Below are 1,260 nucleotides of genomic sequence, written 5' to 3' on the forward strand. Positions count from 1 at the left end.
CTCCTATCGTCCGAAGAAAGGGGCTAGMGGTATTAGGACTGGGCGTAAATCCCAAATCGCTACTCGAGCGTATTCGTTGTGCCATTGAGTGGTTGCCGGAACAGGCTTGGCCAGCGATGGATGACGCCAGCTTGCTCAGCGAGTTAGAGCAATGGTTGGAACCGTATATGGCACATGTCGCAACGGTGAAAGATCTGGCTAAAATCAACCTCTGCGAAGCATTGAATGCTCGCCTTGGTTGGCCGTTGAATCAGCAATTGGATGAGTGGTTGCCTAAGCACTACACCTTACCAACCGGCACCCAGCAAATGATTCGCTATCAACAAGGTGCTAACCCAGTACTTTCGGTACGCATGCAAGAGATGTTCGGTGAGCAAAGCTCGCCAACGGTGGCGCAAGGACGTGTAAAGCTCACCTTAGAGCTGCTTTCCCCTGCGCGTCGTCCTTTGCAAGTGACGCAAGACCTGGTCCGGTTTTTGGGCTGGCGCTTATAAAGAAGTGCAAAAAGAGATGAAAGGTCGTTACCCTAAGCATGTTTGGCCTGACGATCCTGCCACTCACCAAGCACCATAAAACCAAAAGACAGTTACACTCATGCCCAAGAAAAAAAAGTCGAACGACAGTARRAAAACGACCACAAGAAAGCGTACCGCCAATCGTACTCCGAGAAAAACGACCAAAAAACGCAGCGCAGTGAAAGCACCAAAGCGTCAATGGTTGAAGACGCTTTGGTCTTTGAGTTGGAAAGCGGGGCTCGCGCTGGTAGCAGTGCTGATTTTTGTCGGCATTTATCTCGATAGCGTGGTCAAACAACGTTTTGAAGGTCAGCTATTTCAACTGCCGACGGTGGTGTATGCGCGTATTCAAACCTTGTATGCGGGAGAAAATGTTTCTCGCCCGGAGCTGCAGAAAGAGCTCGATATCCTCAACTATCGCAAGGTGAGCCAGCCGAGATATCCCGGTGAGTATTCCTCTTCATCGAGCAAGATTGAGCTTATTCGTCGTCCTTTTGAATTTGTCGATGGGCCAGAGGCTGATCGTCATGTGATGTTGCATTTKACGCTCAAGCTTAACTCGCATTCAATCTCTGGAATCCAAAGGGATCTCGGCTATTTGCGCCTTGAGCCGAAGATGCTGGGCATGCTGGAGAAAGACACCGACGAGCAGCGCTTGTTTTTACGCCGTGAGCAATTTCCCGAGATCATGGTTGATGCTCTGTTAGTCACGGAAGATCGCGATTTCTATCAACATGATGGTGTA

General features: G+C 49.8%; 2 pseudogenes. Both read left to right on the forward strand.

The features are described from left to right. Positions 1-561: pseudogene (locus CIK04_RS26650) on the forward strand (ATP-dependent helicase C-terminal domain-containing protein); the annotation flags it as partial. A gap of 33 nt (positions 562-594) precedes the next feature. Further along, positions 595-1,260: pseudogene (locus CIK04_RS26655) on the forward strand (transglycosylase domain-containing protein); the annotation flags it as partial.

Source organism: Vibrio sp. 03_296 (assembly GCF_002265885.1).